Genomic DNA, 24438 nt, shown 5'->3' with positions numbered 1-24438 from the left:
GTCGCGCAGAGTGGCGCAGCAGTGGTGACCAGCTGCGATTCATGACAGCAGAGCGGGTTGAGGGAGTGCTGGGGGACGACGCGGAGCTGACTGCCGCGGTGCTCGCGGCGCAGGACGGGGACGAAGACGCCTTCCGTGCTGTGTACCGCGCTGTGCAGCCAAGGCTGTTGGGCTACATACGGACGCTGGTCGGGGACCCGGACGCCGAGGACGTGGCGTCGGAGTCGTGGCTGCAGATAGCCCGGGACCTGGACCGGTTCAGCGGTGACGCCGACCGCTTCCGGGGGTGGGCGGCCAGGATCGCCCGCAATCGCTCCCTCGATCACATACGGATGAGGAGCAGGCGGCCGGCCATCGGCGGCGACGAGACCGAACTCACGGGCAAACCGGCCGAGTCGGACACGGCTGACGAGGCGATCGAGGCGCTGGCCACCGGCCGCACCATGTCCCTCATCGCCCAACTGCCGCAGGACCAGGCCGAAGCCGTCGTCCTGCGGGTGGTCGTCGGCCTCGACGCGAAGAGCGCGGCCCGGACACTGGGCAAGCGCCCCGGCGCCGTACGCACCGCGGCCCACCGCGGACTGAAGCGGCTCGCGGAGCTGGTGGGCGCCGACAGCGGTGCGGTCGACGGACTCCTGGACGAGGGCACGGCCCGGACGGGCACAGGCGCAGGCACAGGAACCGTGGGCCGTGAAGGTGCCGGCACGGGTCAGGGGGCCGAACTCGGAGCTGTACCCTCGCAGCGCCCGTCCCGCAACGGGGTGGCGGCTCCCGCCGGTGTTACCCACGGTGTGACGCATTCGCGTCCGTGGACGCAGAAGGACATGTGATGGCCGACGAGCGGTACGAGTGGCTCGACGAGGACGCGGCGGAGCGAATGCTCCGCGGCGAGCCGGTCGAGCCCGCCGACGACGGCGCACGCACCGACGCCCTGCGGCTCGCCGCCGCGCTGGAAGCGGCCAGGACCCTGCCGCCCGCCGGCGGCGAACTGCCCGGGGAGACCACCGTGCTCGCCGCGTTCCGCGAGGCGGCGCACGCCCGGCAGAAGAGCGGCGCCGGTACGAGGCGAGCCGCCCCGAAGGGGCAGGACACCAAGGCCGGGGCGAGGTCACGGCAGGACGGCATCCAGTCCGTACTGATCGGAGGCGGACGTTCGTCCGCCGGTCGTCGCTCTCGCTGGAGCCGCCCCGCACGCTACGGCCTGGTGCTCTCGCTCGCGGGCTGCGCGCTCGGCGGGGTGGCGGTCGCCTCGGGCGTGGGCATGCTTCCCGGCCCGTTCGGGGGCCAGGGCACGCCGGTCCCGGCGGCCTCCGTCTCGGCGGCGGCCACTCCGGACGAGCCGGCCACCGGACTCCCCTCGGACCAGGGCCCGCCCTTCCCGCCCGGCATAGTCCCGCGCACCACGGATCCCTCCGAGGACCCCACGTCCGGCACCGGTGACGGCAGCGGGCAGAGCCGTCCCGACGGCGCCACCGCAGGCCCGCCCACCGGCGACAGCGGTCCGGAGGAGTCCAGGAGCCCCGGGAACGCGGCCGATGGTGAGGGCGCACCAGGGGAATCCGGCGAAGCCGGTTCCGGCGAGGTGTACAGGAAGGCGGTCCAGGCGTGCCGTGCCTACCGCGCGGGCACTCTCGACCGGGCCGCGAAGCGCCGCCTGGTCGAGATGGCCAAGAGCGAGGAGAACCTGGACCGGTTCTGCGCGCGCCTCGGTGAGGGCGGCGAGGACGACGACGAGGACAGCAGGAACGGCGACGCCGAGAACGGCTCCGGCTCCGAGCAGTCCGACGGCTCCGCGGGGTCCGACGGTTCCGCGGGCTCCGACGGTTCTACGGGCTCCGACGCCGGAGCCGGTAACGGAGGGAGCGGCGCAGCGGGCGAGGGCGGCTCGGCCACGCTGCCGTCGGTCTCCTTGCGTACGCCCCCGCCGTCCCCCGACGCGGACGGGGGCGTGGACGGCGGCGTGGACGGGGGCGGCAGCACGGACGCCGGCACGGGCGCCGAGTCGTCCCCGGCGGCCTCCGCCACCACGGCTCCCGCGGTCAGCTGAGCCCTGTCCGGCCCTTCCGGCGACCGCTTGAGCCTCGGGTGTGACATTTTTTGACCGCCGGGCGCAGTACAGAGTGAGCCGACTGGTCATCGGCCGCGCAAAGAGCCGGGGTTCCCCCCGTACCTTCGGCTCAGCGCACCTGGCGCGGGCGGGACACGTTCCCCCGGTCCCGCCCGCGCCCCTTTCACCGCATCGCTACCAGTAGATGACGACCTTGTCGCCGTTCTTCACCTGGGCGAAGAGCGAGGCGATCTTCCCCTCGTCCCGGACGTTCACACAGCCGTGCGAGGCACCGCTGTAGCCGCGGGCCGCGAAGTCCGACGAGTAGTGCACCGCCTGGCCGCCGCTGAAGAACATCGCGTACGGCATCGGGGTGTCGTAGATCGTGGAGACGTGGTGCCGCGACTTCCAGTACACGGAGAACGTGCCCTCACGGGTCGGCGTGTACTGCGAGCCGAACCGCACGTCCATCGACGAGAGGACCCGGCCGTCGATCATCCACGACAGGGTCCGGCTGTTCTTGCTGATGCACAGGACACGGCCCGTCATACAGCGCTCGTCCGGCTTGGCAACGGCACGTTCGGTGGGGGGTGTCAGCTCGGCCGCCGTGGGCTTGCGCGTCATCCCGAGGAGCTTCTGCCAGGTGACGGTGTCGGTCTTACCCGTACGGGGAAGATCCCGCTTGCCCTGGAAGGACTGCACGGCGGTGACGGTGACGGTTCCGTAGTAGCCGGTGGGGGAGCGGTCGAAGTGCCCTGTCTGGCGGAGCCGGGCCTGGAGTTCCCGTACCCGCGCGCCCTGGGAGCCCGTCGACATCAGGATCTCCGGCTCCGGAGCGGCCTCGGTGCTCTTCGAAGGGGATGGCTTCGACGCGGAGGGCTTCGGCGCGGCGGTGGACGGACTCGCGGCCGGGCTGCTCGCGCCGCTGCCCGGCTTCGCGTCGGTGGCGGGGCTCGCCGTCGCCGGGGGCGCCACCCGCTGCGCCCCGCCGGCGGTCTCCGGCGTGCAGCCCGTGGCCAGAGCGGTGACGGCGAGCGTCCCGACGGCGACGGCCGCCGCGGTGCGCGCTCTGCCGCCCTTCGCGTTCACGCTGGTACGTATCATCCTGTGCCCCCTGGGCTCGCCCACTGCTCCGGTGTCTCCTTGGACGAATTCCCGTCCTGCCCGGTTGCCGAATCCTGCGCATGATGGGGAGTGCCGGTCCAGTCCCGGGGCCACATGTTGTGAGCAAGGTCCCAGAAGGTGGCACTCCGCCGCCCGACCGGCCGCCGCTAAAGTCCGTCGCGAACCTCGATACCCCTGGCCGGCATGCACGGGAGGCACAGCACATGACACGTGAGACCGAGTCGGGACTGCCCATCGAGCCGGTCTACGGGCCGGACGCCCTCGACGGATGGGACCCGGCCGAGAAGCTGGGCGAGCCGGGTGCGTACCCCTTCACGCGTGGCGTCTACCCCAGCATGTACACCGGCCGGCCGTGGACGATGCGGCAGTACGCGGGCTTCGGCACCGCCACCGAGTCGAACGCCCGCTACAAGCAGCTGATCGCCAACGGCACGATGGGCCTGTCCGTCGCCTTCGACCTGCCCACCCAGATGGGGCACGACTCCGACGCGGCCATCGCGTCCGGTGAGGTCGGCAAGGTCGGAGTGGCGATCGACTCGATCGACGACATGCGCGTCCTCTTCGGCGGGATCCCGCTGGACAAGGTCTCCACGTCGATGACGATCAACGCCCCCGCCTCGCTCCTGCTGCTGCTGTACCAGCTGGTCGCCGAGGAGCAGGGCGTCCCGGCGGACCGGCTCACCGGCACGATCCAGAACGACGTGCTGAAGGAGTACATCGCCCGGGGCACGTACATCTTCCCGCCGAAGCCGTCCCTGCGGCTGATCGCCGACATCTTCAAGTACTGCCGGGCCGAGATCCCGAAGTGGAACACCATCTCCATCTCCGGCTACCACATGGCGGAGGCCGGTGCCTCGCCCGCGCAGGAGATCGCGTTCACCCTGGCCGACGGCATCGAGTACGTCCGTACGGCCGTCGCGGCGGGCATGGACGTCGACGACTTCGCCCCCCGGCTCTCCTTCTTCTTCGTCTCGCGTACGACGATCCTCGAAGAGGTCGCCAAGTTCCGCGCCGCACGCCGGATCTGGGCGCGCGTGATGCGCGACGAGTTCGGCGCAAAGAACCCCAAGTCGCTGATGCTGCGCTTCCACACCCAGACCGCGGGCGTCCAGCTCACCGCCCAGCAGCCCGAGGTCAACCTGGTACGCGTCGCGGTGCAGGGCCTGGCCGCCGTCCTCGGCGGCACCCAGTCGCTGCACACCAACTCCTTCGACGAGGCGATCGCGCTCCCGACCGACAAGTCCGCCCGCCTGGCCCTGCGTACACAGCAGGTCCTGGCGTACGAGACGGACGTCACCGCCACCGTGGACCCGTTCGCCGGTTCGTACGTCGTCGAGAAGATGACCGACGATGTGGAAGCCGCCGCGCTGGAGCTGATGCTCAGGGTCGAGGACATGGGCGGCGCCGTCAGCGCGATCGAGCGCGGCTTCCAGAAGAACGAGATCGAGCGCAGCGCGTACCGCGTCGCCCTGGAGACGGACAGCGCGGAACGCGTGGTCGTCGGCGTCAACCGCTTCCAGCTCGACGAGGAGGAGCCGTACGAGCCGCTGCGCGTCGACCCGGCGATCGAGGCCCAGCAGGCGGCCCGGCTGGCGAAACTCCGCGCCGAACGCGACCAGGGCGCGGTGGACGCGGCCCTGCTGGAGCTGAAGAAGGCGGCGGGCGGGACGGACAACGTCCTCTACCCGATGAAGGACGCGCTGAAGGCGCGGGCGACGGTGGGCGAGGTCTGTAACGCGTTGCGGGAGGTGTGGGGGACGTACGTTCCGACGGACGCGTTCTGAGCGGGTGAGCCGGTGCGGTCCCTGCCCGGCTCCGTGACGCGGAACACCTGGTGGGACCCCTGGACGGAGTGTCGTACCCGCGTGCGACACTCCGTTCATGCTGGGTGTCACCGATCTTCCGACCTATCTCGCCGGCCTCGTGCTGATCATTCTTCTGCCGGGGCCGAATTCGCTGTACGTGCTGTCCGTCGCCGCCCGCCGCGGCGTACGGACCGGTTATGTGGCCGCCGCAGGGGTCTGGACCGGCGACACCGTGCTGATGACCCTGTCCGCGCTGGGCGCCGCCTCGCTGCTCCAGACGACGCCGCTGCTCTTCGCGATCGTCAAGTACGCGGGCGCGGGCTATCTGACCTGGCTGGCGATCGGGATGCTGCGCGCCGCCGTGTCGATGTGGCGCGACCGGCACCGGCGGGTGGCCGAGCTGACGGAGGACGGCGAGGCGCCGGCCTCGGCGGTCGAGCGGCCCTACCGGCGTGCGCTCGTGGTCAGCCTGCTCAACCCGAAGGCGATCCTGTTCCTGATCTCCTTCTTCGTGCAGTTCGTGGACCCCGGCTACGCCTACCCGGCACTCTCCTTCCTGCTCCTGGGCACGCTGCTCCAGATCGGCAGCTTCCTGTATCTCTCGACCCTGATATTCGGCGGCACCCGCCTGGCCACCGCGTTCCGCCGCCGCAAGCGGCTTTCGGCGGGGGCCACCTCGGCGGCGGGTGTGCTGTTCCTCGGCTTCGCGGCGAAGCTCACGTTCAGCAGCGTGTGAGCCCGGGCCTGGCCCCGTTCAGTGGTGCCAGGCTTCGCCGTTCACGTTGTGGATCATGCGTTGCAGGACCTTGAGAGCTGCGACGAAATCCTCCTCGGGGATGCCCGCGTGGATCTCCGCACTGGCCCGCGACACCCGCTCGTACGCCCGCTCGCGCAGTGCGTGGCCTTCGGGCGTCAGCCGCAGGCGGGTCGTGGGGTCCTGCGTGATCAGGGCCTGGTCGAGCAGGGTGTCGATCTCCGGTTCCAAGGCGTCCCCGACATCGAGGTAGCCGCGGAGGAACGCGACCACCTCGTCGCGCGGGCGGCCCTTGTCGTCCGCTTCGAGGAGCTGGTTCAGCACCCACCACCGGGGCTGGGTCAGTCCGTGTTCCGCCAGGGCGCTGCGGATGTGCGTCACCGTCGCCTTGTGGGCGGCCCAACTCCAGTATCCGATCGGCTGCTTGGCGAGTCCTGCGTCATCGTGTGAGTAGTTCATGTCCACGAACGTAGAACCTCAAGCGTGCTTGAGGTCAAGGCTCGGAGTGGAGGACGCGTCCGGCGTCATGTCGGCGACGCCCAGAGTTCATCCTCCGTCGCATCAACGGCCACTCGGTCCTCGACGCCCTTCATTAGCTTGGGCGGCTACATGATCGAAGGCGAGGGCCGGCGTGCCAAAACTGTCCGTTGTCGTACCGCTCCACAATGTCGCCCCGTACGCCGACACCACCCTGGGAAGTCTCGCCCGCAACACGGATTCGGACGTCGAATTCCTGCTGGTCGACGACTGTTCCACGGACGGGACACCGTCCGTCATCGACCGCTGGGCCCGGCGGCTGCCGCAGGCCCGGGTCATCAGACACGACACGAACGTGGGCATCGCCGCCGCGCGCAACAGCGGCATCGAGGCCGCGAGCGGTGAATACCTCACCTTCCTCGACGGCGACGACTGGTACGCCCCGGGTCATCTGTCCCGGCTGCTGCGTGCCGCCGAGGAACTGGACGTCGACTTCGTCCGTAACGACCACGTCCAGTCGACGGACACCACCCGTGTCATCCGGCGCGCCCCCGCCCGGGTCCGGGACGAGGCGATCGACCCGCGGACCGGGATCGCGTACCCGGACATGGAGACGATGGTCGACTACCCCTTCGTCTGGGCCGGGCTCTACCACCGCCGGCTCTTCGAGGACGGCGCCATGCGTTTCGACGAGGAGCTGCGCACGGCCGAGGACCGCCTCTGGACCTGGCGGCTGCACCTGCGGGCGCGGAGCTATGCGGCACTGGGGCTCTACGGGATCTTCTACCGCCGCGGAGTGACCACGTCCCTGACCCAGATCAAGGACTCCCGCCAGCTGGACTTCTTCCCGGCCTACGACACCCTGCTCCGTGAGCTGGCGCAGGACCGGGACGCGGAACTCCTGCTGCCCAAGGCGGTCCGTACGTACTGCGCGCTGATCGCCTTCCATGGCGAGCGGTCCACCGACTACGAGTCCGGCACCGCCCGCCGGCTGAGACTCGCCTCGACGGCCGCGCTGCACCGCATGCCGCAGCAGGTGCTCGACGACACCCTGAACACGATGGACACCAAGCGCAGCACAGTGCTCCGGCGCCTGCGTGACAAGCAGAAGGCCGCCTGACCCATGCCCACGCGCACCCAGATCTTCCAGGTATCGACCCTGTACGGGGCCGCCACCCTCGCCGCCGCGCTCGACGCGGGCCAGTTCGGACCACCGTCGGACAGCCGCCGCATCCTGCTGGTGTGCAACAACGCCGCGGTCCCGGAGGCGACTCCCGGCCTCGACGAGATGCGTGGCTACGACCGCATCGCCGCCCGCTTCGACTCCGTCATCAGCTGGAACGAGGCGATCAGCCCGTACCACCCGAACGCCTGGGGCCCGCGCGCCGAGGAGACCGTGCTCTGGCAGCGTGCCTTCCGGCTGGCCTGGGACCTGGGCGACGGACCCGTCGAACTGGCCCTGGAATCCATCCAGGTCAACCCGGCCCGCGCACTCGCCGCGATCTTCTCCGAGAGCGCGCTGCACGTGTACGCGGACGGCCTCATGAGTTACGGGCCGACCCGCAACAAACTGCCGCTCTCCCTGGGCTGCCGCATCCGGCGCGTACTCCACCTCGACCTGGTCCCCGGACTCAGGCCGATGCTCCTGTCCGAATTCGACGTGGAGCCCGAACTCGTACCGGCGGACGCCATGCGCAAGGTCCTCGGCGAGATCGCCGGGTCCGCGGACGGTGACCCGCAGCTCACCGAAGTGGTCGCCCAGGCCCCCACCGCCGTGCTCCTGGGGCAGTACCTCGCAGCCCTCGGCATCCTCACCCCCGAGGAGGAGGAGGACCTGCACATCCGCATGCTGCGGGGCGTGGCCAGGGCAGGCCACACATCCGTCCTCTTCAAGCCGCACCCCACCGCCCCGGCCCGCTACTCCGAGGCGCTGGACGCCGCGGCCGCCGAGGCCGGGGTCCGGCTCACCACGATGAACACCCCGCTGCTGGCGGAGACCCTCTTCGAACGGTGCGCGCCCACGCTCGTCGTCGGCTGCTTCTCCACCGCGATGCTCACCGCGGCCACGTACTACGGCATTCCCGTCGCCCGCGTCGGTACGGGGCCGTTGCTGGACCGCCTCACCCCGTACGAGAACAGCAACCGCGTGCCGCTGACGATCGTCGACCACCTCGTGCCCGATCTGGAGGAGCACGCCGCCGACGGCGTGCCCGCCCTGCCCGGCAGCGCACCGGACACCCTCGGCCCCCTGGTCCGTACGGTCGGCTACTGCATGCAGTCCCGCCTCCATCCGGGGCTGCGCGGCGAGACCGAGGCATGGCTGCGTGAGCGGCTGGACAGCAGCACGCAGCACTACTTCAAGCGGCGACGCCTCGGAAAGCTCTCGCTGCCAGGCGGCAGCGTCCAGGGCGCCGCTGTCCGGCTGCGCAGGACCGCCCGGCGCACCCGCGCCGGCCTGGGCTTCTGAGGTCTTCGATGTCATCCACGTCATCCACCGCCCCCACGGCCCCCGTGGCTCCGGAAGCCGTCGCCGCGACCGGCCGGCCCGAGCGTGAACACCGGTACGACGTCGACCTGATCAGGCTGCTGGCCTCCGTGGGCGTGATTCTCTGCCACTCGGGCTCCGCGTTCCTGGACGCCGTGGGACGTACGGAATCGGGCGGCTCCGGCGTCTACTGGGCCGGAATCGTCGGTGACTCCGCCAGCCGCTTCGCCGTGCCCGTCTTCTTCGCGATCGCCGGCTGGGTGATCCTGGTCGGCGCCCCGCCGAAGGACGGCCGACGGCTGCGGCAGCGGATCGTGCGCATCCTGGTGCCGCTCGCCGCGTGGACGGTGATCTACCTCGCCTGGGGCAGATGGCGCGGTACGAACGACGGGCCGGTCGGCGAGCTGGCGCGGGACGCGCTGTTCGGCTCGGGCAGGCCCGCGTTCCACCTCTGGTACCTGTACGCGTACGTGCCGGTCATCCTGCTGCTGGCGTTCGTCGTGATGGTGAAGGCGGGCAAGCGGCCCTGGGGCCTCGGCGCCGCGCTGCTGGGCCTCGCGCTGGCCCCGGTGTTCCTCGGTGACATCGGCCGGATCACCGGCTGGGACATGCCCCGGCTCGGCTGGACGTTCGCCCCGTACCAGCTCGTGTACGCGGTCGCGGGCGCGCTGCTGGTGGCCCTGCCGGCCGGTGCGGTGGGCCGGTGGCGTGCGCCGTGGGTGCTGCTGGCGGCTGCGGGCTTCGCGGGCGTGGCCTGGTATCAGCACGACATCCACTACGCGATTCCGTACGGGAGTCTGTTCGTCGCCCTGTTCACCGGCGGCGTGCTGCTCTCGCTGCACCGGCTGCGGGTTTCCGAGCGGCTGCGCCCGCATCTGGTCAGGCTGGGCAACGCCTCGTTCGGCGCCTATCTGGTCCACCTGCTGGTGCTCACCGCGCTCTCGCGGTGGTTCATCTCCGAGGACCTGGGGACGGCCGCTGCGGCGGCTGCGCTCATCGGCCTCGTCGCCGCTACCACGCTGCTGTCGTTCGGCGCGGCGCTGTTGTGGGGCCGGCTGGGGCTGGGCCGGCTGCTCGGCTGAGGGCCTGCACAGGGCTTGACGTTCATTCAGGCCCCGGGCAGGACACGCTCAGCGCAGTACGGTCCGCCCCATCCGCCGTGCCCGTACCGCCGCCCGGCGCAGGACCGGATTGCGCGAAAGCGCGGCGAGCCTGCCGGGCAGCCCGCCCGGGAGGCCGAGCACGGTCAGCCTGCGGCGCGGGAAGAGCTCCAGTTCGGCGGGTGTGATGCCGTCCGCGAGGTACGCGGTGGCGGCGGGCCGCAGCTCGGCGTGGACGCGGGGCTGCATCACGAACCCGAGCGCGGTGACCAGCAGGTCCGGATTCCCGGGCGCCGCTGTGGGCCCCGTTTCCAGCTCCGGCAGCAGGGTGTGGGCGAGAACCACCGGCACACGGTCGGCGTTCTCGAACGGGGTGAGGCGTTCCAGCACCTCCCGCGTCCCGGTGCGCGCGACGTCGAGACCGTACAGATGCCGGGCGGTGAAGAGCGTGGCCGAGGAACAGCCCACGACGAGCGCGGGCCGCAGCTGCTCGAAGAGCGTCTCGGCGACCACGGCCGGTTCGAGCACGGTCAGTTCCACACCCAGCCGCTCGGCCTCCGACTCCAGCTCGCCGGACAGGTGGAGGGGCGCCGCGGGGTGCGGCTTGAAGACGATGCTCCTGTGTCCGAGCCCGGCGGCGCCGCGCAGCATCCCGAGATGCAGGTCGTCGTCGAGGTGCTCGCCGATCAGCAGCGCCGGAGCGCGGTACGCCACCTCCGGTGCGGGGGAGGCCGCGCCGACCTTCCGCAGGACCGCGCGGTAGGCGTCGTCCGGAACGATCTCGGACTCCACGCCGAACTCCGTGAGCAGCAAGGGCTCCGTACCCGGCACCAGACCGAGGTGGAGGAGCCGGCGCACCCGCGTACCCAGCAGCGGGTCGAGCTTGCTCCCGGTGGGTCCGTAGCCGGTCAGCCCGTCCGCGTACACATCCACGGGCGCGCCCAGGAAGATGCCGGTGACTGCGGCGGCCGGCTTGTCCTCGATGGACTCGACCGCCAACTCGAGCTCTTCGTCGCCGAGTTGCCACAGGCGCCGCAGGTGGCGTTCCCACATGGGGGCGTCGCCGGTCCGTGGCGACCAGCCCGCGGGGTGGAACGGTGCGATGGCCGCGTTCCAGGAGAGCACCTCGTCGAACCGGTCGCGGATCGCGTCGAAGCCCGGCAGCTCGTCGAGTGCGGGATCGACCTCCGGCACCGGGGCGTTGTTGACGGCCAGCAGAATCCGCCGGTCCGTGGGGGCGAAGCAGCCCGCGTCGACGGCGGCGGCCAGTACCGCCGCACCGTGCAGGGTGGACGCGCAGAAGATCCGAGTGCTCATGCCGCCGCACCCGTGCCCGCGCCCGTGGTGGGACGGCGGCGCAGTTTCCGCAGCCGGGAAGCCCTGTCGATGCCCATGGAGTCGATCGTCTCTTCCAGAATGTCCTGCGGCATACGGCGAAGGGCCGCGGCGCTCATCGACCGCAGCCTGCGCGCCACACCGGGTTCGAGTTTGGAAATGGCGCCCAGGTGGTGGGAGATGACGGCGCAGTACGTACGTACGGCCTTCGGCAGAAGCGTTTCCGCCTCCCGGTCCTGGGCGGTCTCCTCAATAACCTGATCGAATGCGCGAATGAAATCGAGCTGTCGCATATCTCCGGTCTGGGTGAGGGAGGACGCGACTCCGCGCCGGTAGAAGACCCCGAGCAGACCGATCGCCGCGAAGGACTCCGCCTCCCGGTGCAGCCGCCAGATCCACGGCCGGTCCTCGGCGGTGCGCAGCCCCTCCGTGAAGTGGATCAGCCCCCGGTCGACCAGGCGGCGGTGGTAGACCCCGGCCCAGGCGTACGGATAGTCGACGGAGGTGGTGCGGCCGGCCGGGAGGATGGCGTCGCGCGGATTCATCGGTACGTTCCGCAGGCCGTGCGGCACCCGGCGTACCGAGCGGGACTTGCCGTTGCACTGCACATGGTCGGTCCGCAGGAAGTCGCAGCCCAGGCGGTCCATCGCGGCGACCAGGTCCGAGCAGTGGCCGTGGGCCAGCCAGTCGTCACCGTCGAGGAACGTCACGTACTGACCGCTGGACGCGTCCAGGCCGGTGTTGCGGGCCGTCGCGAGACCCTCGTTCCTTTCGTGCCGTCTCAGCACCACGCCGGGGATCTCCTCCCGCGCGCGGCGCAGGAGGTCCGGCGTCCCGTCGGTCGAACAGTCGTCGACGAGGATGAACTCGAAATCCTCCCGGGCATTGGCCCGAAGGCTTCTGAGGGTGTCGGGCGCGTATGTCTGCACGTTGAAGAACGGCACGATGACGGAGAGCTTAACCACCCGCATCACGCTAGGGCGGGCCCCGGCATTCGCCCTGTCCCCAGCAAGAATGGCGGGTGAACGGCGAAGGTCCGAATGGTGAACCAGGTTGATTCCTCATGGAATTCAGGGGCGAAACGGCCCGTTCCCGGGTTGATTCGCCAATCGTCGGTGGGCTGTTAACCATTTGTTGCCGCCACGTTGGGCCGCTCCTTGGAATGCCTTCCTAACTTCTAGGACGTGCCCCCACGTACCAGCAAAACGGCTGATCCGGCCGTTACCGCCTCCGACGGCAGCGCCGCGCTCCGTGTAGCCGTGCTCGCCGACTCCGACACCCGGTGGAAATGGGGCGCGCTCACCGCGCGCCGCCTCACCACCGGCACCGGCGCGTCGTTCGAACAGGAGCGTCCCGTCGAGGTCAGCGGACTCCTGCTGCGCGGCCGGGCCACGCCCACCCCCCGGCAGCTCGCCGAGGTCGGCGAGGTGGGTATCGAGGCGGCTCACGTACGTGAGGTGACGGCGGTCGAGTTCCTGCACACGGTGCGGGACGAGGGGTACGACATCGTCGTCCTCGCCCTCGTCGGCGGCGCCGTCCAGGCGATGCTGCACGGACTCGCCGCACTGGAACTGCCCCGCAGGCCCGTGATCGTCACCGGCTATGTCGGGGTCGTCTACGAGAAGCTCGCGGACGGACTCCTCCTGCGCCACGGCGCGGACGTCGTCCTCGCCAACTCCCGCCACGACGCGGAGCGTTTCCGCGCGGTGTACGAGGGAGTGGGCGCCGACGCCTCGGCCGTCACGGAGGCCGCGCTGCCGTTCCTCGGCGGTGCGCCGCACCTGGCGGAGGAGGGCCGCGACACCGTCGTGTTCGCCGCCCAGCCCTCCGTACCGGCATCCCGGGCCGACCGTACGTACCTGCTGCGCAGGCTCGTCGAGCACGCCCGGCTGCACCCCGGCCGCGAGGTGCTGCTGAAGCTGCGCTCGAAGCCGGGCGAGCACACCACGCACATCGAGGAACTGCCCTACCAGCGCCTCGCGGAGAAGCTCCCGGGCGGCCTGCCGCCCAACTTCCGCCTGGTGTACGGGCACATGGGCGAGGTCCTGGACCGCACCGACCTGCTGGTCACCGTCTCCTCGACGGCCGCGCTCGAATCCCTGCACCGGCGGATCCCGACCGCCGTCCTCTCCGACCTCGGCGTCCGCGAAACGCTCGGCAACCACCACTTCATCGGCTCCGGACTCCTCACGTCCTGGGACCGGCTGGACGGCGGATTCCGGCCGAGGCCCGACGAGGAGTGGCTGGCCGGTCAGGGCGTCGCCGCCGACGGTACGTACGCCACGGCGTACGACACCGCCCGGGCCACGGTCACCGCGCTGCTGGAACGGGACCAACTCCCGGCCCTCGCCCCCTACTACACGCCCGCCACCGCCCCCGGCTACCTCCCCGGCATCCTCGCCCGCCACCACCTGGGCCCCGACGGCACCCCGCTGCCGGGCGCCGTGGCGCCCAGGGAGACCGGCCGGGTCAGGGGAGCGGTGCGCGAAACCGTACGCAACGCGGCACGCGGGGCCTACCGGCACGGCGTCCAGCGCGTCGCCCCGGTGATCCGCCGGATGGGCGAGCTGTGACCGGGCGATCCGTGACCGGGCCAACCGTGACCGGGGGAGCCGCGGACTCCCGTGCCGAGACCACCACTTCAGGAGCCTCCATGACGCCGACCCCGACCGTGCTCGCTGTGATCCCCGCCCGCGGTGGGTCCAAGGGCGTCCCCGCCAAGAACCTCGCCCAGGTCGGCGGCATCCCCCTGGTCGCCCGCGCCGTCCGCGCCTGCCTCGGCTCCGCCGAGGTCACGGACGTCGTCGTCACCACCGACGACCCGGCGATCGCGGAAGCGGCCACGGAAGCGGCCGCCGCGCTCGGCGAGGCCGCCCGGCTGCACTGTGTACAGCGCCCCCAGGCCATCGCGGGGGACACCGCGACCAGTGAGGCCGCGGTCCTGCACGCACTGGACGCCTACGAGTCGGGGCAGCCCGGCCGGACGGCCGACGTGGTGCTCCTCGTCCAGTGCACCAGCCCCTTCATCACCCGCGAGGACATCGACGGCGTCGCCGCGGCGGTCGCTCGGGACGGCGCCGACACGGCCGTCACCGTCGCCCCCTTCCACGGCTTCGTCTGGCGTGACGGCCACGCGGTGGAGGAAAGCACCTACGGCGTCAACCACGACAAGGCCGTACGCCCCCGCCGCCAGGACCGCCCGCAGGACCTGCTGGAGACCGGCGCCGCGTACGCCATGGCCGTGGCGGGCTTCCGTACCCACCGTCACCGCTTCTTCGGCCACACCGCGCTGGTGCGCACCGACCCGGCTCGCGTGCTGGAGATCGACGACCCGCACGACCTGGCCCGCGCCCGCGCCCTCGCGCCGCTCCTGGACCCCTCACCGCTGCCGACCCGCGAGGACATCGACGCGGTCGTCCTCGACTTCGACGGCACGCAGACCGACGACCGGGTCCTCATCGACTCCGACGGACGCGAGACGGTCGCCGTCCACCGGGGCGACGGCCTGGGCATCGCGGCGATGCGCAAGGCGGGCCTGCCGCTGCTGATCCTCTCCTCGGAACAGAACCCGGTCGTCGCCGCCCGCGCCCGCAAGCTCCAGATCCCCGTCCTGCACGGCATCGACCGCAAGGACGAGGCACTCAAGCAGTGGTGCGAGGAGCAGTCCATCGCACCCGAGCGCGTCCTCTACGTCGGCAACGACGTCAACGACCTGCCCTGCTTCGGACTGGCGGGCTGGCCCGTCGCCGTCGCCAGCGCCCATGACTCGGTACGCGCCGCGGCGCGCGCCGTCACGACCACCCCCGGCGGCTTCGGCGCCATCCGCGAGATCGCGGCCTGGCTCCTCGGCCCCACCCTCACCACCACCCCTGTCTCCACCCCCACCAAGTAAGGAACGCACCACCATGAGCAACACCTCCCGTCTGCGTACGCTCGGCACCCGCACCGCGGGCCCCGGCCGCCCCGTCTACATCACCGGCGAGATCGGCATCAACCACAACGGCGACCTCGACAACGCCCTCGCGCTGATCGACGTGGCCGCCGAAGCCGGCTGCGACGCCGTCAAGTTCCAGAAGCGCACCCCGGAGATCTGCACCCCGCGCGACCAGTGGGACATCGAGCGCGACACCCCCTGGGGCCGGATGACGTACATCGACTACCGCCACCGCGTCGAGTTCGGCGAGGACGAGTACCGCACGATCGCCGACCACTGCGCCAAGCGCGGCATCGACTGGTTCGCCTCCCCGTGGGACACCGAGGCCGTCGCCTTCCTGGAGAAGTTCGACGTCCCGGCCCACAAGGTGGCCTCCGCCTCCCTGACCGACGACGAGCTGCTGCGCGCGCTGCGCGCCACCGGCCGCACGATCATCCTCTCCACGGGCATGTCGACCCCGCGCCAGATCCGCCACGCGGTCGAGGTCCTGGGCTCGGACAACATCCTGCTCTGCCACGCCACCTCGACGTACCCGGCGAAGGCGGAGGAGCTCAACCTCCGTGTGATCAACACCCTCCAGCAGGAGTACCCGAACGTCCCGATCGGCTACAGCGGCCACGAGACCGGCCTCCAGACGACGCTGGCCGCCGTCGCACTCGGCGCCGCGTTCGTCGAGCGCCACATCACCCTGGACCGCGCCATGTGGGGCTCCGACCAGGCCGCCTCCGTCGAGCCGCAGGGCCTGACCCGCCTGGTCCGCGACATCCGCACCATCGAGGCCTCCCTCGGTGACGGCGTCAAGAAGGTGTACGAGTCGGAGCTCGGCCCGATGAAGAAGCTCCGCCGCGTCACGGGCGTCGTCGCCGAGAGCGACACCGCCGCCGAGCCGGTCGCGGTCTGAGCGCCGACCGGTGAACCTCGCCTTCGTCGAGAGCCCGGTCCAGCTCCTGAACGTCCTGGAGTGGACCCACGTAAGGGGAGGACCTGACGCGACCGCCACCACGGTCGTCGTCCTCCCCCCGGTCGACCCGATGTCGCGCGGTCAGCTGCGCCGGATGGCAGAGCTGGCCCGCGACGAGGGCATCACCGTCCGCTGGCAGGAGGCGCGCGGCGACGCCGGCGCGCCTCTGAAGTCGCTGCGCGCCCTGGCGGGCCTCGTCCGCCGGGCCGAGCACATCGTCATCGGCGACCCGTTCTCCCGCTACGTACAGCTGCTCCTCACGATGGTCCGCGCCCGGCGCCTCACGGTGGTCGACGACGGCACGGCCACCATGGAGTTCGTGGCCCAGCTGGCCCGGGGCGAACGCCTCGTGCGCTGGCACCGCAGGGGCGGCAGCAAGGGCCCGCGCGAACTGGTCCTGGCCCCGGTCACGGCCGCCGCACGGCGCCGCTTCACCCCGACGGCGACCCACACGGTCGAGGTGTTCACCGCGATGCCGGTCGAGGCTCCGCCCGGCATCGTGGTCACCCCGAACGACTTCGCCTGGACCCGCGCCCGCTTCGGCCCGCCCCTGATCACCAAGGGCGCCGACCTGGTCGGCACCTCCCTGGTCGAAACGGGCGTGATCGACCCGGTCCCGTACCAGGAAGCGGTCCTCTCCCTGGCCCGCGCCCACAACGCCACCCGCTACTTCGCGCACCGCCGCGAATCGGCGGAGAAGCTCCACGCCCTGGAAGCCGCCACCGGCCTGGAGATCGTCCGCCCGGACCTCCCCCTGGAACTCATCGCCCGCCGCGGCCCCATCGGCCACACGGTCCTGAGCTTCCCCTCCACGGTGGTCCACACCCTGCCCCTGGCCCTGGCGGGCACCGGAGTAAAGGTCGCGGTCTGCGACATCGCCCCGGAATGGCTCCGCGAATCGGCTTCCCCCCGCGCCCAGGGCTTCCTGAGCGGCGTAACGGAAACGGCCCGCGACGTACAGCGCCTGGCCCCGTGGCGGGTCACTTCGACGGCGGTGGGGGAGGCCTGAGAGGACGGGGGCTGATCCGGACTCAGCGACCCCGACGCCGGCGGCGGTAGTAGGCCGCCGTGACCACCGCGAGCAGCGGGCCCCAGGCCAGCAGGGGGAGATAGCAGGCGGTCATCAGCCAGTAGTAGCCCCCTTCGGGGGATCCGGCGGCACCCATGTTGTCCGCGTCGTTCCAGCTGAACGCACCGGTGACCGTGATGAGGGTGACGAGCGCCGCGCCCAGCGAGGCGGGGATCACCGCGGCCGGTACGGGGATTCTCCGGCCGCCCAGGGCCGGTACCCAGCGCGGAAGTTCCTCGCCCCATCTGTGGACCAGGCCCAGGGTGAGCAGCCCGAGCGCCTCGGCGAACAGGCTGAGTCCGATCAGATAGAGGGATCCGTCGCCGGGGAAGTTCTCCGGGCGAAGGACCTCATCGGTGAATCCGGAGTCCCAGCCCAGGGCGATGGCGATACGCCACAGCCCGGACGGCACCAGGGTCAGTGCGGCGGCGTGCGCCGCCAGGCGGACGGAACGGGGGACCTGGGGCGCGGCCGGCACGGGCGTCCCGGTGACCAGGGTGTCAGCCACGCCCGATCACCGCCTCGGGCTGCGCGGGAGCCTTCGTGATCTCGGCGTGGACCACCTTGAAACCGCCCTTGATCACGGTCGTGAACGGTGCGGGGGCCATGCACGTACCGGCCTGTGGCCTGATGGGCACGCCGTTCTCGTCGACGTGCTCGGGGTCGACGTTCACCACACCCCAGGAGAAGCCGAGCCGGCCCGGTTCGCCCTTGCCGCCCTGCTGGACGCTGATGCCCAGCCGGGCGCCGACCTCCTCGACGTTCGACTTCGTCACGATCGCGGTCAGGGTCGCCGTCCGGCCGCTGGTGACCAGGCAGTCCACCCGGGCCTCCGCCCACCCTGCGGCTCCGCTCCGCGGGGTGTGGAGGATCTTCAGTGTGCCCCTGGCATCCGTGGCCATTCCCCTGGGCGCGATGGGGAGCAGCGGCCGGCTGAACGGCACCTGTTCGGCATCGATGGTGAAGCGGATGTCGTCGTTGATCGACTCGATGTAGGAGATCCGCGCCTTCCCGTGGACGCTCGCGGTCTGCGTCGGCTTCGCCGCCGACGCAGCCGTGGCCGGGGCTGCGGGAGCGGGGCCGGCGGCGATCAGTCCGGCGAGGACGGCGACGGCTGCCGTGGCGCCGATTGCGGTGTTGCGCATGGTGAACTCCCGTGTCCTGGAGGTGATTTGTCCGGCCGTGGTCGGTTGAACGGCTCAAGCTTCACCCCCGGCACCCCCGCGATCCCATCCGCCGATCGGCACAAAGATCGCGCCGCCGCCCAGCCCTTCTCTGCCGTTCGGCAGAGAGCCCCGCCACATCGCACACCCGTACGCTGATCACCATGTGGGAATCAACCGGCCCGGCCGTCAAGGCGCTTGATGCCCTGCCGTCACTCGCGGCCGCAGGCACGTTGGTGTGGGCCGTTGCCCGCCCCCGTGCCGCGGTTCGTCAGCAGCTCGGCCGCCTCGCCCACCCGACCACGGTCTGCGCAGTCCTCTCCCTGATCACCAGCTTCGCCCTGCCGCAGGCAGGTTTCGGCTCCGGCTCGAAGCTGCTGGAGGCCGCTGTCCTGCTGCTCCTCCTGGCCGTGGTCACCCGCTGGTCACCCCTGCGCGAACTCAAGTCGGCCCTCCCGGCGACCGCCCTCGCGGTGACCCTCTGGCCGCTGCCGCTGGTCGACGGTGAGTCCTTAGTGGAATCCATCGGAATCGCCACCTTCTGGCTGCTCCCCGCAGCCGCCGCGGTGGCCGCCGGCGCTTACCCCCGCCGCCAGGAACTGCGTCGCCGGAGCGCGGTGGCCGAGGCCCGCAGCGCCCAGCGCCTTCAGCTCTCCCGCGACCTGCACGACTTCGTCGCCCATGACATCAGCGGGATCGTCGTCCAGGCTCAGGCGGCCCGCTTCGTCGCCGCCACCGACCCCTCCCAGGCGGTGCTCGCCCTGGAACGCATCGAGAAGGCGGGCCTGAGCGCCCTGGCGGCGATGGACCGGACCGTACAGATGCTGCACGGTCCGGAGGCACCCACCACCGAGCCGCTCCCCGATGTGTCCCAACTGCCGTCCTTGGTGGAGAGCTTCACCTCAGCGGGAGCCACCGAGGCGCATCTGGACCTGCCTCGCCCGGTCGCGGAGGCGCTCTCCCGCGAGGCGGGCTCCGCCGCGTACCGCATCGTCGTCGAGGCGCTGACCAACATCCGCCGGCACGCCCCCGACGCCTCCCGCGCCACCGTCGCGTTCACCCCGACCGCCGGCACCGTGGAGATCCGGGTCACCAACGACCGCGGTGCCCGCCCCGCCCCGGCCCGCCGCGTCTCCCGGGGCGGCCTCGGCCTCCCCGCCCTCACCGAGCACGCCCAGGCCCTCGGCGGAACCCTCTCGGCGGGGCCGTACGGCGACGGCGGCTGGCAGCTCACCGCCGTCCTGCCTGCCACGCTCCCGGAAGAGACCCCATGACGACGCCCCTCGGCCCGACCCGCATCCTGATCGCCGACGACCAGGAAGACGTACGCAGCGGATTCCGTCTGATTCTCGGATCGCAGCCCGACATGACTGTGGTCGGCGAGGCGGCGGACGGCCTCACCGCCGTCCACCTCGCCCGCACCCTGAGGCCTGACCTGATCCTTGCCGACATCCGCATGCCGGGCCTGGACGGCCTCGAACTGACCCGGCGCCTCGCGGGCCCCGGTGTATCCGACCCGATGCGCGTCCTCGTCGTCACCACCTTCGACCACGACGACTACGTACGCACGGCACTGCACGACGGCGCCTGCGGGTTCCTGCTCAAGCGCTCGGGCCCCGGGCTGCTGATCGAGGGGGTCAGGGCGGCGATGGCCGGGGACATCCTCATCAGCCCCCAGATCACGGTCCGCCTGCTCCAGAGCCTCGCCCCCGCTCCCGCCCCGGCAGCGCCCACGGCTCCGTCACCTCTCACCGCCCGGGAGCAGGAGATCGCCCGTCTGGTCGCCGAGGGGCTCACCAACGCCGAGATCGGCGAGAAGCTCTTCATCTCGGCGGGCACCGCCAAGACCCACATCGCGAACGTCCAGGCGAAGCTGAAGGCCCGCAACCGGGTAGGCATCGCCGCCTGGGCCTGGGAGAACGGCCTGGCCGGCGCCTGAGCCGTACCGGCGGGTGCCGGCCGGTTCAGTTGGCCTTGTGGCGCTGGTAGTACCGGGCCACGCGGGCCCGGTTGCCGCACCGGGACGCCGAGCACCAGCGGCGGCGCGGATGGGTGGGCAGGAACAGCATCACGCAGTCTTCGCCCTCGCAGGTACGGACCGTGCGGACTGCCGGATCGGTCAGCAGACGGACGGTGTCCTCTGCGAACAGGGCGGCCAGGCGTGTGCCGGGGGCGCCCGGACGGTGGGCGGTGAGCGTGACCGAGCCGCCGTCCCAGACCAGTTCCTGGATGGCGGGCGCGGCGTGCAAGGCCGCGTTGAGACCGTCCAGGGCCGTGGCGGGCGGCTGCTCGCCGTGCCGGGCGGCCTGCACGGCGGCCGCGATGTGCTCGCGCACGGCGTGTACGGCAGCCAGGTCGGCATCGGTGAGCGCCGCCGCGTCCGGTGTCGGCTCGGGGAAGCGTTCGGCCTGGAGGCCCAGCCATGACCGCAGCCGGGTGACGTCGGCGAGCAGGTCGACCGGGCCGTCGGCGGCGTTCGGGCGGGTGTTGACCAGGTCGATGGCCAGAGGCTCACCGGTCAGCGGAGTGGAATCAACCATGAACCTAATGGTACATGGGCAGGTTGACACATTAGCTTGGGGCCGTTAAGACTAATGCATCATCCCGATGGAAAGGCATGTGAAATGGCTCCGCTGGTCATACCCCGCATCGTCCACCGCCACGTCGAGGTCGACGGGGTGCAGGTCTTCTACCGCGAATCGCTGCCGACCCGGGCGGACGCCCCGGTCTTGTTGCTCCTGCACGGATTCCCGTCGGCCTCCCACCAGTTCCGGCGTCTCATCGACGCACTCGGCGCTCATTACCGGCTGATCGCCCCGGACTACCCGGGCTTCGGGCACACCCGCGCACCCAGTGACTTCGCCTACACCTTCGACCGCCTCGCGGACATCACCGAGGCGTTCGTGGAACAACTCGGTCTGGCAAGGTTCGTGATGTACGTCTTCGACTTCGGCGCCCCCGTCGGTTTCCGGCTGGCAACCCGTCACCCGGAGTGGATCGCCGGCCTGGTCGTGCAGAACGGCAACGCCTACGAACAGGGTCTGTCAAAGGGCGCCCGCGATTTCATCGGTCTCCGCCCGGACGTGCCGGGCGACGAAGGCGTCATCCGTGACCTGCTGACCCTGCCCGCCACGCGCGGCCAGTACGAGGGCGGCACGAGCGACCCCGAACTCGTAGCCCCCGATGGCTGGACCCTTGACCAGCACTTCCTCGACCGTCCCGGACGCAAGGAAGCCCAGATCGCCCTGGCCTTCGATTACCGCTCCAACCTGAACCACTACCCGCAGTGGCAGGCGTGGCTCCGCAAGCACACCCCACCCACCCTCATCACCTGGGGCCGCAACGACCCGTTCTTCCCGGAACCCGGCGCCCACGCCTACCTGTACGACCTCCCCGACGCCGAACTCCACATCCTCGACACCGGCCACTTCGCACTGGAGGAGAACCTCCCCGAGATCGCCCCCCTCATCGCCGACTTCCTCGACCGCACGTGGACCTGACCGGCACCTGACATCCGAGCGAGTGCCCAAATGAGCGGGAGAGCTTACCCACCCCCATCTCACGCCACACGCCCCCACGCCACTTTTTGTTCCTCTATGCGGCTGAAGTTTTGTTGATCTGTGGTCAGTTGAGGGGGCAAGGGCTCTACCCTTCAACAGGTGAACCAGTTGAAGTCCCGCGCGTCCCACTCCGATGCCGAGCCGCCCGGGGCAGCCGCCCTGCCGGGCACGCTGCCCGACGAGCTCCGTCTTGAGCTGATCGCGTTCCGGCGTGATCTGCACATGCACCCGGAGCTCGGCAATCAGGAGTTCCGTACGACCGCCGCCATCAAGGCCCGGCTGGAGGCCGCCGGGCTCGTGCCGCGGGTGCTGGACACCGGGACCGGCCTGATGTGCGACGTCGGTACGTGGGACGGCGTACGGCCCATGCTGGCGCTGCGCGCGGACATTGACGCGCTGCCCATCCCGGACACGAAGGCGGGCGTGTCCTACCGGTCCACCGTTCCCGAGCGGGCGCATGCGTGCGGGCACGACATTCATACCGCCACCGTGCTCGGCGCCGGGCTCGTGCTGGCCGGGCTCGACCGGCAGGGGCTTCTGCCGCATGCCGTGCGGCTGATCTTCCAGCCGGCCGAGGAGGTCCTGCCCGGCGGTGCGACCGACGCGATCGGGGCCGGGGTGCTGGAAGGCGTCGGGCGGATCATCGGGGTGCACTGCGATCCGCGGGTGGATGTGGGGAGGATCGGGCTCAGGGCCGGGGCCATCACCTCCGCCTGTGACCGGCTGGAGGTCAGCCTCGACGGGCCCGGCGGGCACACCGCACGGCCGCACCTGACCACCGACCTGGTCACCGCCGCCGCCAAGGTGGCCACCGAGGTGCCCGCGCTGCTCGCCCGGCGGGTGGACGCGCGCTCCGGGCTCGCCGTCACCTGGGGGCGGCTGGAGACCGGGCACGCCTGCAACGTGATCCCGCAACACGCCGAGCTGTCCGGAACGGTTCGCTGTCTGGATCTGGCGGCCTGGCGGGCGGCGCCCGACCTGGTGCACGCGGCGATCGACGAGGTGGCCGGAATGCACGGGGCCAAGTCCGTCATCGAGTACGTCCGCGGCGTGCCGCCCGTCGTGAACGACGCGGCGGCGATCGATCTGCTGGGCGCCGCGATGACGGAGCGTCGCGGTTCGTATGCGATCGAGGACACCGAACAGAGCCTCGGCGGGGAGGACTTCTCCTGGTATCTGGAGCACGTGCCGGGTGCGATGGCGCGGCTGGGCGTACGTACGCCGGGCGACACGCGCGGGCTCGACCTGCACCGGGGGAACTTCGACGCGGACGAGGAAGCGATCACGGTCGGAGTGGAGCTCTTCACGGCCGCCGCGTTGCTCGACGGCAACCGCACGTAACCGGACAGGTCACCTCCTGTTCGCGACGATCCGATAACGGCTTCCGTACAGGCCCTTTTCTGACATCTACGCGCGTTACGATCGCGGCGAAACCAGCGCCGGAAGAGGCGCTTCGGTCAGGTTTGAAGGAGCCTTCCCTTGCGCCGGGTATCCAAGTTTGCCGCCGCGTGTACCGTCAGCGCGGCCCTCGCCTTCACCGCCACCGCGTGTGGCGACTCGTCCACCGAGAGTTCTGGCTCGGACAAGGACCAGATGAAGATCGGCATGGCCTACGACGTCGGTGGCCGTGGCGACAACTCGTTCAACGACTCCGCCGCCCGCGGCCTCGACAAGGCCAAGGCCGAGTTCGACGCCGAGACGAAGGAGCTCACCGCCAAGAGCGGTGAGACCCCCGCCGACCGCGAGACGCGTCTGCAGTCGCTCGCCGAGGGCGGCTTCAACCCCGTCATCGCCGTCGGCTTCGCGTACAAGGACGCCGTCGACAAGATCGCGCCCAAGTACCCGGACGTCACCTTCGGTCTCGTCGACTCGGTCGCCGAGGCGAAGAACGTCGACAACATCGTCTTCACCGAGGAGCAGGGTTCCTACCTCGCCGGTGTCGCGGCGGCTCTGAAGTCCAAGGACGGTCAGATCGGCTTCATCGGTGGCGTCGACCTGCCGCTGATCAAGAAGTTCGCCGCGGGCTTCCAGCAGGGCGTCCTGGAGACGGACCCGAAGGCCAAGGTGCAGATCCAGTACCTGTCCACGGGTTCGGACCTGTCCGGCTTCGGCAGCCCCGACAAGGGCAAGGCCGCCGCCAAGGGCATGCTCGACAAGGGCGCGGACGTCATCTTCGCCGCCGCGGGCGGTTCCGGTGCCGGTTCGATCGAGGCCGTCGCGGCCAAGCCCGGCGCCTGGTCCATCGGCGTCGACTCCGACCAGGCCAAGGACCCGGCCCTGTCGAAGTACGCGGACACGATCATGACCTCGGTCGTCAAGAACGTCGACGCCGGTGTCTACGACCTGGCCAAGTCCATCAACGACGGCAAGCCGCTGACCGGCACGCAGACGTACTCCCTCGCCAAGAACGGCGTCAGCCTGACCACCACGGGTGACCACCTCAAGGACATCCAGGCGCAGCTCGACGAGGCGAAGAAGAAGATCGTCGACGGCGACATCAAGGTCAAGACCACCCTCTGACCTGCCCGCTGATTCGGGGCCCGGTGGAGCGGCTTCGGCCGTTTCTCCGGGCCCCGACTCGCGTACGGCGGGCACACGTCGTGTGCCCGCCCTCCGCCACCTG

At 70.9% G+C, this 24438-nt stretch carries 23 protein-coding genes; 16 read left to right on the top strand and 7 right to left on the bottom strand.

Annotated elements, in window-relative coordinates; all coding sequences use genetic code 11:
- The first annotated feature begins 65 nt into the window (after nt 1-65).
- On the top strand, nt 66-830 hold the full coding sequence (locus ACWGO0_RS11100) for an RNA polymerase sigma factor (RefSeq protein WP_453531612.1): 765 nt from the start codon (nt 66-68) through the stop codon (nt 828-830).
- Nucleotides 830-2047 carry a hypothetical protein gene (locus ACWGO0_RS11095; protein WP_453531398.1) on the top strand — a complete coding sequence of 406 codons (1218 nt, stop codon included), beginning with the start codon at nt 830-832 and terminating at the stop codon, nt 2045-2047. Before ACWGO0_RS11100 ends, ACWGO0_RS11095 begins: the two co-directional genes overlap by 1 nt.
- A gap of 195 nt (nt 2048-2242) precedes the next feature.
- Here the strand turns inward: ACWGO0_RS11095 and ACWGO0_RS11090 are convergent, their stop codons facing one another.
- Complete coding sequence (locus ACWGO0_RS11090; RefSeq protein WP_453531395.1) at nt 2243-3151, bottom strand: L,D-transpeptidase family protein; 909 nt, start codon at nt 3149-3151, stop codon at nt 2243-2245.
- A 224-nt stretch (nt 3152-3375) separates the two neighbouring features.
- Here ACWGO0_RS11090 and ACWGO0_RS11085 point away from each other — a divergent pair, with 224 nt between their 5' ends.
- Together ACWGO0_RS11085 and leuE are read left to right on the top strand one after the other, a co-directional pair.
- The gene (locus ACWGO0_RS11085) at nt 3376-4956 is read left to right on the top strand and encodes an acyl-CoA mutase large subunit family protein (RefSeq protein WP_453531392.1); all 1581 of its coding nucleotides are present in this window, start codon (nt 3376-3378) and stop codon (nt 4954-4956) included.
- A 97-nt stretch (nt 4957-5053) separates the two neighbouring features.
- The gene (leuE, locus tag ACWGO0_RS11080) at nt 5054-5713 is read left to right on the top strand and encodes a leucine efflux protein LeuE (RefSeq protein ID WP_453531389.1); all 660 of its coding nucleotides are present in this window, start codon (nt 5054-5056) and stop codon (nt 5711-5713) included.
- 18 nt (nt 5714-5731) lie between these two features.
- On the opposite strand, the gene ACWGO0_RS11075 is transcribed toward leuE, so the two are convergent.
- Complete coding sequence (locus ACWGO0_RS11075) at nt 5732-6190, bottom strand: MarR family winged helix-turn-helix transcriptional regulator (protein WP_453531386.1); 459 nt, start codon at nt 6188-6190, stop codon at nt 5732-5734.
- Nucleotides 6191-6362: 172 nt separating this feature from the next.
- Here ACWGO0_RS11075 and ACWGO0_RS11070 point away from each other — a divergent pair, with 172 nt between their 5' ends.
- Genes ACWGO0_RS11070 through ACWGO0_RS11060 form a run of 3 tightly spaced genes read left to right on the top strand, consistent with a single transcriptional unit; the run spans nt 6363 to nt 9775 of the window.
- Nucleotides 6363-7328, top strand: coding sequence for a glycosyltransferase family 2 protein (locus tag ACWGO0_RS11070; protein WP_453531384.1), 966 nt, complete (start codon nt 6363-6365; stop codon nt 7326-7328).
- A 3-nt stretch (nt 7329-7331) separates the two neighbouring features.
- Nucleotides 7332-8675 carry a polysialyltransferase family glycosyltransferase gene (locus ACWGO0_RS11065; protein WP_453531382.1) on the top strand — a complete coding sequence of 448 codons (1344 nt, stop codon included), beginning with the start codon at nt 7332-7334 and terminating at the stop codon, nt 8673-8675.
- An 8-nt stretch (nt 8676-8683) separates the two neighbouring features.
- Nucleotides 8684-9775, top strand: coding sequence for an acyltransferase (locus ACWGO0_RS11060; protein ID WP_453531380.1), 1092 nt, complete (start codon nt 8684-8686; stop codon nt 9773-9775).
- Nucleotides 9776-9823: 48 nt separating this feature from the next.
- Here ACWGO0_RS11060 and ACWGO0_RS11055 read toward each other — a convergent pair whose 3' ends face one another.
- A complete protein-coding gene (locus tag ACWGO0_RS11055; protein ID WP_453531377.1) occupies nt 9824-11110 on the bottom strand; it encodes a polysialyltransferase family glycosyltransferase in 1287 nt (428 codons plus the stop codon).
- Nucleotides 11107-12093 carry a glycosyltransferase family 2 protein gene (locus ACWGO0_RS11050; RefSeq protein ID WP_453531374.1) on the bottom strand — a complete coding sequence of 329 codons (987 nt, stop codon included), beginning with the start codon at nt 12091-12093 and terminating at the stop codon, nt 11107-11109. The genes ACWGO0_RS11055 and ACWGO0_RS11050 overlap by 4 nt, the downstream gene beginning before the upstream one ends.
- 219 nt (nt 12094-12312) lie before the next feature.
- Here ACWGO0_RS11050 and ACWGO0_RS11045 point away from each other — a divergent pair, with 219 nt between their 5' ends.
- From ACWGO0_RS11045 to ACWGO0_RS11030, 4 genes are all read left to right on the top strand, one after another.
- Entirely contained in the window at nt 12313-13701 is a 1389-nt protein-coding gene (locus ACWGO0_RS11045) for a DUF6716 putative glycosyltransferase (protein ID WP_453531371.1), read from the top strand.
- Nucleotides 13702-13781: 80 nt separating this feature from the next.
- On the top strand, nt 13782-15020 hold the full coding sequence (locus ACWGO0_RS11040) for a cytidylyltransferase domain-containing protein (RefSeq protein WP_453531369.1): 1239 nt from the start codon (nt 13782-13784) through the stop codon (nt 15018-15020).
- Nucleotides 15021-15033: 13 nt separating this feature from the next.
- On the top strand, nt 15034-15963 hold the full coding sequence (locus ACWGO0_RS11035; RefSeq protein WP_453531366.1) for an N-acetylneuraminate synthase family protein: 930 nt from the start codon (nt 15034-15036) through the stop codon (nt 15961-15963).
- Between the two features lie 10 nt (nt 15964-15973).
- Nucleotides 15974-17032, top strand: a complete 1059-nt coding sequence (locus tag ACWGO0_RS11030) for a hypothetical protein (protein WP_453531363.1) — start codon at nt 15974-15976, stop codon at nt 17030-17032.
- Nucleotides 17033-17054: 22 nt separating this feature from the next.
- On the opposite strand, the gene ACWGO0_RS11025 is transcribed toward ACWGO0_RS11030, so the two are convergent.
- On the bottom strand, nt 17055-17600 hold the full coding sequence (locus tag ACWGO0_RS11025; protein ID WP_453531360.1) for a hypothetical protein: 546 nt from the start codon (nt 17598-17600) through the stop codon (nt 17055-17057).
- Nucleotides 17593-18237, bottom strand: coding sequence for a hypothetical protein (locus ACWGO0_RS11020; protein ID WP_453531357.1), 645 nt, complete (start codon nt 18235-18237; stop codon nt 17593-17595). The genes ACWGO0_RS11025 and ACWGO0_RS11020 overlap by 8 nt, the downstream gene beginning before the upstream one ends.
- A 182-nt stretch (nt 18238-18419) precedes the next feature.
- Between ACWGO0_RS11020 and ACWGO0_RS11015 the strand changes: the two genes are divergently transcribed.
- Complete coding sequence (locus tag ACWGO0_RS11015; protein ID WP_453531354.1) at nt 18420-19529, top strand: sensor histidine kinase; 1110 nt, start codon at nt 18420-18422, stop codon at nt 19527-19529.
- Nucleotides 19526-20194: a response regulator gene (locus ACWGO0_RS11010; protein WP_453531351.1), complete on the top strand. Its 669-nt coding sequence runs from the start codon at nt 19526-19528 to the stop codon at nt 20192-20194. Before ACWGO0_RS11015 ends, ACWGO0_RS11010 begins: the two co-directional genes overlap by 4 nt.
- 25 nt (nt 20195-20219) lie before the next feature.
- On the opposite strand, the gene ACWGO0_RS11005 is transcribed toward ACWGO0_RS11010, so the two are convergent.
- Entirely contained in the window at nt 20220-20795 is a 576-nt protein-coding gene (locus tag ACWGO0_RS11005) for a CGNR zinc finger domain-containing protein (RefSeq protein WP_453531348.1), read from the bottom strand.
- Between the two features lie 84 nt (nt 20796-20879).
- On the opposite strand from ACWGO0_RS11005, the gene ACWGO0_RS11000 reads away from it, so the two are divergent.
- From ACWGO0_RS11000 to ACWGO0_RS10990, 3 genes are all read left to right on the top strand, one after another.
- Entirely contained in the window at nt 20880-21755 is an 876-nt protein-coding gene (locus tag ACWGO0_RS11000; RefSeq protein ID WP_453531345.1) for an alpha/beta fold hydrolase, read from the top strand.
- Nucleotides 21756-21923: 168 nt separating this feature from the next.
- On the top strand, nt 21924-23156 hold the full coding sequence (locus ACWGO0_RS10995; protein ID WP_453531610.1) for an amidohydrolase: 1233 nt from the start codon (nt 21924-21926) through the stop codon (nt 23154-23156).
- A 138-nt stretch (nt 23157-23294) separates the two neighbouring features.
- Nucleotides 23295-24335 carry a BMP family lipoprotein gene (locus tag ACWGO0_RS10990; protein WP_453531342.1) on the top strand — a complete coding sequence of 347 codons (1041 nt, stop codon included), beginning with the start codon at nt 23295-23297 and terminating at the stop codon, nt 24333-24335.
- Nucleotides 24336-24438: the final 103 nt, after the last annotated feature.

It is taken from the genome of Streptomyces sp. NPDC055749, assembly GCF_053617235.1.
This window is presented reverse-complemented; position numbering and strand designations above follow the sequence as displayed.

Bases quoted from the DNA above. Each gene is read 5' to 3' on its own strand.
- ACWGO0_RS11095 (WP_453531398.1), top strand. From the start codon at position 830: ATGGCCGACGAGCGGTACGAGTGGCTCGACGAGGACGCGGCGGAGCGA.
- ACWGO0_RS11090 (WP_453531395.1), bottom strand. From the start codon at position 3,151: ATGATACGTACCAGCGTGAACGCGAAGGGCGGCAGAGCGCGCACCGCG.
- ACWGO0_RS11085 (WP_453531392.1), top strand. From the start codon at position 3,376: ATGACACGTGAGACCGAGTCGGGACTGCCCATCGAGCCGGTCTACGGG.
- leuE (WP_453531389.1), top strand. From the start codon at position 5,054: ATGCTGGGTGTCACCGATCTTCCGACCTATCTCGCCGGCCTCGTGCTG.
- ACWGO0_RS11075 (WP_453531386.1), bottom strand. From the start codon at position 6,190: ATGAACTACTCACACGATGACGCAGGACTCGCCAAGCAGCCGATCGGA.
- ACWGO0_RS11065 (WP_453531382.1), top strand. From the start codon at position 7,332: ATGCCCACGCGCACCCAGATCTTCCAGGTATCGACCCTGTACGGGGCC.
- ACWGO0_RS11060 (WP_453531380.1), top strand. From the start codon at position 8,684: ATGTCATCCACGTCATCCACCGCCCCCACGGCCCCCGTGGCTCCGGAA.
- ACWGO0_RS11055 (WP_453531377.1), bottom strand. From the start codon at position 11,110: ATGAGCACTCGGATCTTCTGCGCGTCCACCCTGCACGGTGCGGCGGTA.
- ACWGO0_RS11040 (WP_453531369.1), top strand. From the start codon at position 13,782: ATGACGCCGACCCCGACCGTGCTCGCTGTGATCCCCGCCCGCGGTGGG.
- ACWGO0_RS11035 (WP_453531366.1), top strand. From the start codon at position 15,034: ATGAGCAACACCTCCCGTCTGCGTACGCTCGGCACCCGCACCGCGGGC.
- ACWGO0_RS11020 (WP_453531357.1), bottom strand. From the start codon at position 18,237: ATGCGCAACACCGCAATCGGCGCCACGGCAGCCGTCGCCGTCCTCGCC.
- ACWGO0_RS11015 (WP_453531354.1), top strand. From the start codon at position 18,420: ATGTGGGAATCAACCGGCCCGGCCGTCAAGGCGCTTGATGCCCTGCCG.
- ACWGO0_RS11010 (WP_453531351.1), top strand. From the start codon at position 19,526: ATGACGACGCCCCTCGGCCCGACCCGCATCCTGATCGCCGACGACCAG.
- ACWGO0_RS11005 (WP_453531348.1), bottom strand. From the start codon at position 20,795: ATGGTTGATTCCACTCCGCTGACCGGTGAGCCTCTGGCCATCGACCTG.
- ACWGO0_RS11000 (WP_453531345.1), top strand. From the start codon at position 20,880: ATGGCTCCGCTGGTCATACCCCGCATCGTCCACCGCCACGTCGAGGTC.